General features: G+C 72.2%; 6 protein-coding genes and 1 pseudogene. 2 read left to right on the top strand and 5 right to left on the bottom strand.

The features are described from left to right. Nucleotides 1-369, bottom strand: a pseudogene (locus tag ADK67_RS16630) (PaaX family transcriptional regulator C-terminal domain-containing protein); the annotation flags it as partial. A 103-nt stretch (nucleotides 370-472) separates the two neighbouring features. On the opposite strand from ADK67_RS16630, the gene ADK67_RS16625 reads away from it, so the two are divergent. Beyond that, nucleotides 473-2,314, top strand: a complete 1,842-nt coding sequence (locus tag ADK67_RS16625; RefSeq protein ID WP_053717333.1) for a cellulase family glycosylhydrolase — start codon at nucleotides 473-475, stop codon at nucleotides 2,312-2,314. 213 nt (nucleotides 2,315-2,527) lie between these two features. After that, on the top strand, nucleotides 2,528-3,676 hold the full coding sequence (locus ADK67_RS16620) for a hypothetical protein (RefSeq protein WP_053717332.1): 1,149 nt from the start codon (nucleotides 2,528-2,530) through the stop codon (nucleotides 3,674-3,676). Here the strand turns inward: ADK67_RS16620 and ADK67_RS16615 are convergent. From ADK67_RS16615 to ADK67_RS16600, 4 genes are all read right to left on the bottom strand, one after another. Continuing rightward, nucleotides 3,662-4,576, bottom strand: a complete 915-nt coding sequence (locus ADK67_RS16615) for a bifunctional methylenetetrahydrofolate dehydrogenase/methenyltetrahydrofolate cyclohydrolase (RefSeq protein WP_053717331.1) — start codon at nucleotides 4,574-4,576, stop codon at nucleotides 3,662-3,664. The two genes, ADK67_RS16620 and ADK67_RS16615, sit on opposite strands and share 15 nt — an antisense overlap. Continuing rightward, entirely contained in the window at nucleotides 4,573-5,181 is a 609-nt protein-coding gene (locus ADK67_RS16610; protein ID WP_053717330.1) for a cyclodeaminase/cyclohydrolase family protein, read from the bottom strand. The genes ADK67_RS16615 and ADK67_RS16610 overlap by 4 nt, the downstream gene beginning before the upstream one ends. 90 nt (nucleotides 5,182-5,271) lie before the next feature. Further along, a complete protein-coding gene (locus ADK67_RS52570) occupies nucleotides 5,272-6,750 on the bottom strand; it encodes a hypothetical protein (protein WP_063797618.1) in 1,479 nt (492 codons plus the stop codon). Between the two features lie 106 nt (nucleotides 6,751-6,856). Beyond that, on the bottom strand, nucleotides 6,857-8,353 hold the full coding sequence (locus ADK67_RS16600) for a hypothetical protein (protein ID WP_053717329.1): 1,497 nt from the start codon (nucleotides 8,351-8,353) through the stop codon (nucleotides 6,857-6,859). Nucleotides 8,354-8,487 lie beyond the last annotated feature (134 nt).

The raw sequence follows: 8,487 nt of genomic DNA, 5'->3' as shown, positions 1-8,487 counted from the left end.
GCGCCAGGATTCGGGGACGGAGAAGCCGACGAGGGTCCAGGTGCCGTTCCAGTCGTGGTTGAGGGCGCCGTTGTGCCAGACGCGGTGTTCGCCGTCGTGGAGGACGGCGGTGGAGCGTGGGGTGAGGCCGAAGTACATGCGCCTGCCGGCGCGGTGTCGGGCGAGCAGGTCCCGTTTGACCATGCGGGTGAGGGTCGACCGCACCGCTTCCTCGGACACGCCGACGCGGGCGAAGACGTCGATGACGCTGCCGGAGAAGACGGCGATGTCCCGGTCGAGCACGTGGATGCCGAGGAAGCTCAGCATCAACGACTGCGGCCGGAACGATGTCTCCTGCTCAGGGGCCTGCGGGTCGTCGTGCGGGATCACCGGGCGAGCGTAACGCCGGCTCGTCGGCCTTGTGCGACCCGGCCGATCCGCTACCCTCAACGTGAAACGCCTTCATCTTCGGGTCGAGTGAAAGGCGGTCGCGGTGAAGCGGATCGCGCTCCTGCTGGTGCTGCTGCTGGCCACGTCCACGACACCGGGCGTCGCCGCGCCGGACGAGCTGTGGTTCGACGGCTCCGCCGTCACCGTCGCCGACGGCGCGTTCCGCGACGAGCACGGCCGCGAGGTGGTGCTGCGCGGGTTCAACGTGTCCGGCACGGCGAAGCTCGCCGAGCACCGGGGCCTGCCGTTCGCGAGCACGGCGGACGCGCGGTCGTCGGCGGCGGCGATGCGGCGGATGACCGGCGCGAACGCGGTGCGCTTCCTGCTCACGTGGGCGTGGGTGGAGCCGGAGCCGCGCCGGATCGACCACGCCTACCTGGACCGGGTGGGCGAGCAGGTCGGCGCGTTCACCGACCAGGGCATCCGGGTCTACCTCGACTTCCACCAGGACCTGTACTCCCGTTACCTCTTCAACCGCGACAGCTGGTACACCGGCGACGGCGCGCCGGAGTGGGTCGTGCGCGCGGGCGGCTACCCGAAGGAGTCGTGCGGCGTCTGCGTGCACTGGGGCCAGAACATGAAGAACAACACCGCGGTCACCGCCGCGGTGCGCGACTTCTGGCACAACCGCGAGGTCACCACGGCCGCCGGTCCGCTCCGGATCCGCGACGAGTTCGTGTGGCAGGCGGGCGAGGCGCTGCGGCACCTGAAGTCGGCGCTGTCGGCGGAGGCGTTCCGGCTGGTGCTCGGCGTCAACCCGCTCAACGAGCCGTACGCCGGGCGGTACGACCAGGGGCAGGACGGCGTGGCCTGGGAACGCGACCTGCTCATGCCGTTCTACCGGCAGTTCCGGCAGCGGATGGACGAGGCGGGGTGGGCCGACAAGCCCGCGTTCGTCGAGCCGCTGGTGTTCTGGAACCAGAACGTCGAGTTCTTCGCGGAACCGGGCGGCTTCCCGGCCGTGCCGACGCTCGGCGACCGCTTCGTGTTCAACTCGCACTTCTACGACGGCAAGGCGCAGTCCGGTCTGCTCAAGCCGGGCAAGGCGGGCGACGGCGAGTACACCGCGGACTTCAACCGGATCCGCGATCGGGCGGCGGCGCTCGGCACGGCCGGGATCGTGTCGGAGTTCGGGCACCCGGTCGCGGGTTTCACCTCCGACAAGAACCCGAGCGTGCTGAAGGCGATGTACCAGGCGCTCGACTCGCGGGTGGCGGGCGCGCGGTGGTGGGCGGGCGCGGCGGGGTCCGGGCCGGTGCTGTCGGGCAGCCAGTGGCACTGGGACGTCAACTACGGGCGGCACCGCGAGTTGATGAACGACAACCCGGACAAGGTCCGCACCGAGGGTGACGCGATGAACGACGAGCACTTCTCGGCGGTGCGCGTCGACGACGGCGGCGGCCACGTGCTGACGGTGGAGGGCCGGGTGGTCGACCGCCTGTTCCCGCGTGCCGTGGCGGGTCGGACGGCGGCGTTCACCTACGAGGACCGTGCCCGGGACGGCGGCGCGGTGCTGTCGTGGAACCGGATCCCCGACACGATGCCCGCGGTGCGCGCCCTGGTCGGCGCCGGGCAGTTCGGCGTGCTCGTGTGGCGTGGCAACGGGGTCGCCGCGCCGACGGAGCTGCACCTGCCGTCGTCGTTCCCGCCCGCGTCGACGACGGTGGTGAGCGATCTGGCGGCCGTCACGGGTCCGCCCGCCCACACCGGCGCCGAACCGGTGGCCGTCGCGCCGGAACCGGGCGTGCCGGGGGTGAACCGGCTGCTGCTGTCCACAAGGGACGCCGGGCCGCACTTCGCGCTCGTGACGAACGGCGCGTCCGCCGGGTCGCTCGCCGCCGCACGGGCCGAGCTGGCCGCGTGGGTGAACGCCACCTTCGGCTAGGACGCGTCACGGCACGTCGAGGACCGCGACGGCCTCGCCGTGGTCGAACGGTCCTGAGGCTGGCCGGGGCACCGACGCCACGCGTGTCGCCCTGCCTGGCGCGCAAGGGTTTCGCGGGCGGTTGCGCTGTCCGGCCGACGCCGCGGCGGGCCGCCACGGGATACCTTCTGATCGATCCAGACCCGCCCAGGACATCCTCGCAACGGAGCGACCATGCCCGACTTACGCGCGTCGCTGGCCGTGCTGGCGCTCGCGGCCGCCCTGCCGCTGGCTCCCACGTCGCCCGCGGTCGCCGACACGGCTCCCGTGATGGTCGCCGCCGTGCTGCCCGGCCTGCCGGGCTACCCGGACCACCACGTCACCGGGCTCAACGACCTCGGCCAGGTGGTCGGCAGCGCGCAGGACCACGACCTGCCGGTGCACGCCGTGCTGTGGTCACCGCGCGGCGGCGCCACGGACCTCGGCCCCGGTCTGGCCGTGGAGCTCAACCAGCGCGGCCAGGTGCTCGGGTTCGAGACCCGCACCGCCACCGCGCCGTACCGGAACAAGCCGTGGATCTGGTTCGCGGGCGGGCGGACGGTCGTCTCGCCGCCGAACGCGGCGTGGGCGTCCGCGCCCGCGATGAACGAGAACGGCGCCGTGCCGGTGACCTACTCGACGTCCCTGTTCCGGCAGCAGCACAACCGCGCCGGTGTGTGGGAGGACGGTCGGCACACGGAGCTGTCGCTGTCCGGGCCGGACCTGTGGGTGTACGGCATCAACGACGCCGGTGTCGTGGTCGGCAGTTACGCGGCGTTCGCCACCCAGGACTTCGCCGCGGTCCGCTGCGTCGACGGCGCCTGCACTCGGCTGGGCGGCGGGCCGGGCTACGGCACGTACATCCCGGAGGGGATCACCGAGTCCGGTGTGGTCCTCGGCAACCGGGGCACGGTCGCGCTGCGCTGGGAGGGCGACGTCGCCACCGTGCTGTCGGAGAACGGCCGCGTCGCGCACGGCGAGCAGGCGTTCAACGAGCGCGGTGACGCGGTCGGCTGGACGGCGGACGAGGACGGCACCCGGCGCGCGGTGCTGTGGCCCGCCGACGGCAAACCGGTCGACCTCGGCGTGCCCGCGCCGTCGGAGGCCGTGGCGATCAACGAACGCGGCGACATCGTCGGCTACACGACGGCCACCGACCTGTCGACGCCGCGAGGGTTCCTGTGGCGCGCGGGCCGGGTCACCTACCTCGACCCGCCCACCGGCCGCTACAGCCTGCCGATCGCGATCAACAACCACGGCGTGGTCATCGGCCACACCTCCGGCACGGACAGCACCACCAAGGCCACCCGCTGGTCCCCGGTCGCCGCATCACCCGTCCGCTAGCCGGGCGTTGTGGTAGAGGCGGACGGCGTTGCGCATCGCCATGGTCACGGTCATCGAGCCGACGCGGGGCACGAAGACCGAGGCGCGTTCCACCACGTCGTCGGCGAAGTTCTTCTTCGTGGAGAAGTTCAGGCACACCGCGCCGGGCTTGATCTCGTCCGCCCGGACCAGCGGGAAGTCGCGTGACGGCACGCCGGTGACCACGACGTCGGCCTCGGCCAGGGCGGTGGCCCGGTCGGTGGTCACGGCGTCCACGTGGTGGCCTTGGATGCCGGCCGCGTGGCGGAACGCGAGCGAGCCCGAGATGTCGAACGACGTCACCTCGGCGCCGTCGTTGGCCAGCATGGCGGCCAGGGGGCGGCCGACGATCTCGCTGCGGTTGAAGACGCACGCCTTGACCGACGCCAACGGGGTGTCGGCGTCGCCGCGGAACGCGCCCGCCTCGCCGAGCAGCTTCATCACGGCGAGCGGGGTGCAGGGCAGGACGGCCCGGCGGGTGCCCGCGTCGTCGATGAACCGCCGGTTCTCGTAGAGGCAGCGGCTCCAGAACGAGTGCAGGCCCTCGACGTCCTTGCGCGGGTCGACCAGCTCGCGCAGCCAGCGGTCGCGTTCCGGGTCGCGGACCGGGTAGTAGACGAACACGCCGTGCACGCCGTCGTCCGCGCCGGCGTCGCGGACGGCGGTCTCGATGTCGTCGGCGCGGGGTGTGCGCAGGTCGAAGTCGATGCCGACCTCGGCGCACGCGCGCCGGGTGTACTCGGCGTAGGTCCGCGCCGGGCGGTCGCCGTCGACGAGGAAGCCGACGACGGTGAGGCGTTCGGGGATCGCCGCCAGATCGGCGCGGATCCCGTCGCGGATGGACTCGGCGAGGTCGGCCGGGTCGATGGTGCGGGCGGTCATCGGGACTCCTCCTGGGTGCTCTCGATGCGGGTGTGCGCGGCCACGGCGGCGTGGCGCACGGCGTCCAGTCGGGCGGTGAACGCCGCCGCGTCGTCACCGAACTGCGCCACGTTGGCCTGCGCGCCGCGCAGGGTGGCGAGCACGGACCCGAGCAGCAGGTCGGCGCCCGCGCGGACGTCGCTCACGACCGTGCCGGTGACGACGGGCAGCACCTCGAACGCCCACTCCAGGGCTTGCACCGCCGTCGCGGCGGCGGCCAGCGGCCCTTCCGTGGCGGCCACCGAGGCCGCCACCACCGCGGTCTGCCGGGTGGCCCGTTCCTCCTCCGTGGAGCGCGGCAGCCGCCGTGCCCGGAGGTAGTCCTCGAACAGCTCCACGTCGTGGTCGGCGGCCGAGGCGAGGCGGTCGAGCAGGGACTTGCCGTCCGCTATCGCGTCGCCGACCGAGGGGTCGCGCCGGGCGGTGATCTCCAGGGCCATGAGCACGAGGGCGCAGCCGAACGCGGCCGTCACCGCGGCCACCGAGCCGCCGCCGGGCGTCGGGCTCGAACCGGCCGTTCGGGCGCGCAGGTCGGCCAGGCTCAGGTCCCACAGGCTGTCCGTCACGGGAAGATCATCGCTTGCCCGGGCGTCGGCTGCCACAGCGCGTGGTCCCGCCCGCCGTGGCGGCGGGCGGGACCTCCGAGGACGCGCCGGTCAGCAGGCGGGTGCGCCGACCGCGCCGTGGCCCGCCCAGTCGTACCAGCTGTTCGTGCCGGTCCAGGTCTTGCGGATCATGTCCGCGTTGCTGTTGCGGGTGAACACGTCGATCCGCTGGCCGCTCATCGACACCGCCGTGGGGCTGGTGAAGATGTGGCCGCCGAAGTCGCTCGCCGGGTAGGTCGTCCAGTCCGCGCCGTCGGGGCTGTAGCGGTGGACGAAGCTGTCGTCGTGGTCGCGCAGGAAGATGTCCACGGCGTCGCCGCCGCGGGTCGACGCGGTCGGGCGGCCGGTGAAGTTGCCGCCCCGGTCGGCCCAGCTGTACCAGCCGGCGTCACGCGTCCACATCAGCGACAGGAGGCTGCCGTCGTTCGCGCGGGCGAAGACGTTCATGCGCGAGCCGTCCGCGTTGGCGACCGCCGCCGGCGCGCTGGTGGCGGTGACCGTGGCCGCGTTCAGCCCGATGTTGGACCAGTTCGTGGTCCAGCCCTGCACGGTGTCGTAGTGCCGATAGACGATCTTGTTCTCGCCGTTCTTGGCGAACACGTCGATCCCGGTCGCGTGCCGGCTGGTCACGGCGGGTGACGAGGTGACGACGTACTCCCCCATGTCGGCCCACTGGTACCAGCCGTACGTGGACGTCCAGGTGATCTTCTTCAGCCGGTTGTCGATGCCCTGCGCGAACACGTCGATCCGGCCGCTGGTGTAGATCGCGGCGGGGTCGCCCTTGATCTTCGCGTTGTACGGCAGCGTGGCCCAGCAGCCCCACACGCCGGCCGACATGTTGCGGTGCTTGAGGTGACCGTCCGACGTCGCGGCGAACACGTCCAGCCCGCCGTTCACCCGCGAGATCGCCGACAGGCCGGGCAGCGTGGTCGAGGTGCCCGGCGCCGCGTTCCACAGCGCGGCGACGATCAGCTGCGCGTCGGCGGCCTGCACGCCGTACCGGTACCGGTACTCCGCGGCCGGCCGCTGCACGTCCGCCGCGACCTCGCCGATCGGTTCCGCCGCCCACGAGCCGTTCGGGTATAACTGCTGCATCACGTCGAGGAAGCTGTTCGTCGCGGTCGGCGGGTGCAACCGCTGCGCGGCCGTGCCCCAGCTGTCGCGCTGCTGGTAGAGGCCGAGGCTGTCGCGGTCGCCGTAGTTGACGTTGCGCAGGTGCGATTCGACGATCACGGTCGCGATGGCGATCGCCGCGGCTCTCGACGACAGGCCACGCGCCTTCACCGCCTGCACGACCATCCGGGCGCAGGACGTCTCGTAGGCGTCCATGTTGCCTCTCATGTCCGAGCCGAGCTGCGCGTTGAGCTGCTGCCCGATCGTGACGTCCTGCGAGGTCGTGCCGCCGGGGTCGCAGGCCCGGATGTCGTCGGCGACCGCTGCGGGCGGGTTCGCGCCGAGCACGGTCAGGCCCGCGCTCAGGGCCACGGCGGCGAGGACGGCGGACAGCGTCCGGCTCACGGCGAGTTTCACGGGATGCTCCTGGTTCGGGCACACGGGTGCCGCGGGGTGGACTGCGGGAGGGGCTGCGGGGAGGGGGGAAGGCGGCCGGGAGAGGTCCGGCCGCCCTTCGCGTCGATCAGCAGGCGGGTGCGCCGACCGCGCCGTGGCCTGCCCAGTCGTACCAGCTGTTCGTGCTGGTCCAGGTCTTGCGGATCAGGTCGGCGTTGCTGTTGCGGGTGAACACGTCGATCCGCTGGCCGCTCATCGAGACGGCGGTCGGGCTGGTGAGGATGTACCCGCCGAAGTCACTGGCCGGGTACGTGGTCCAGTCCGCGCCGTTGGGGCTGTAGCGGTGGACGAAGCTGTTGTCGTGGTCGCGCAGGAAGACGTCCACGCCGTCGCCGCCGCGGGTGGAGGCCGCGGGGCGGCCGGTGAAGTTGCCGCCGCGGTCGGCCCAGCTGTACCAGCCGGCGTCGCGCGTCCACATCAGCGACAGCAGGCTGCCGTCCGTGGCGCGGGCGAAGACGTTCATGCGGCTGCCGTCGGCGTTGGCCACGGCCGCGGGTGCGCCGGAGGCGGTGACGGTCGAGGCGTTCAGCCCGATGTTGGACCAGTTCGTGGTCCAGCCCTGCGCGGTGTCGTAGTGCCGGTAGACGATCTTGTTGGCCCCGTTCTTCGCGAACACGTCGATGCCCGTCGCCGAACGGCTGGTCACCGCCGGCGAGGACGTGACGACGTACTCGCCCATGTCGGCCCACTGGTACCACCCGAACGTGGAGGTCCAGGTGATCTTCTTCAGCCGGTTGTCGATACCCTGGGCGAACACGTCGATCCGGCCGGCCGAGTAGATCGCCGCCGGGTCGCCCTTGATCTTCGCGTTGTACGGCAGGGTGGCCCAGCAGCCCCACACGCCGTCGTTCATGTTGCGGTGCTTGAGGTGACCGTCCGAGGTCGCGGCGAACACGTCGAGGTCGCCGGCGGCCCGGGAGATGGTCGACAGGCCGGGCAGCGCGGTGGTCTGACCGTCGTCCTCGATGACGTTGTCGTAGCGGTACGGCAGGTAGGTGCCGCTGTAGTACGGGTACGGGATCTTCCGGTAGACGGCCCGCGGCGGGGTCTGCTCGAACTCGTAGTACTCGGTGCGCGCGGCGTCGGCCCACTTCTCGAAGATCACCACGTGGTTGTCGTAGCTGAGCAGGATGTCGCCCGGCTTGAGGTCGTCCTTGTCGACGCGGTGCGCCACCTGGTCCAGGTTGCGGGTGGTCAGCGACTCGCTGAGCTGCCACGCCATCGACACGAAGCCGGAGCAGTCGGTGCGGTACCCGCCGTGGTAGTCGGTCTGGCTGTAGGGCACGCCGGCGGTCGTCCACGTCCGGGCCCGGGCGATGATCTCCGACCTGGTCATGGGCGGTGTGGCGACCGCGGCGGTCACGGCCGTGCCGGACGCGTCGGTCGACGTGACGGTGGTGGTGGGCGTGTCGGGCCCGGCCCGGTAGCCGGCGACGGCGGCGCGCTGCCCCTCGCCGCCGGTCGGGTCCGCCGACGGCGCGGCGGTGGCCACGCCGCCGCCGAGCGCACCGGCCGCGATCACCACCGAGAGCAGCAGCCTGGCCGCTCGCTGGTCGAGTCTCATCGTCGTGCCTTTCCGTCGTGGCTGGTCGACTACGAGCCTGGGTCTCGGGATAGGCCGCGCGTAGGTGGCAGATCGGCCATTGGCCGCGACTGGACACGTCCGTACGCTGGTGCTCCGGTTTGGGGAGAACCCGG

The sequence above is a fragment of the Saccharothrix sp. NRRL B-16348 genome (genome assembly GCF_001280085.1).
GTDB lineage: Bacteria > Actinomycetota > Actinomycetes > Mycobacteriales > Pseudonocardiaceae > Actinosynnema.
The sequence above is the reverse complement of the archived record's forward strand: the minus strand, read 5'-3'. Positions and strand labels throughout refer to the sequence as shown.

Coding starts and splice junctions, on each gene's coding strand:
- ADK67_RS16615 (WP_053717331.1), bottom strand. CDS start 4,576: ATGACCGCCCGCACCATCGACCCGGCCGACCTCGCCGAGTCCATCCGC.
- ADK67_RS16620 (WP_053717332.1), top strand. CDS start 2,528: ATGCCCGACTTACGCGCGTCGCTGGCCGTGCTGGCGCTCGCGGCCGCC.
- ADK67_RS16600 (WP_053717329.1), bottom strand. CDS start 8,353: ATGAGACTCGACCAGCGAGCGGCCAGGCTGCTGCTCTCGGTGGTGATC.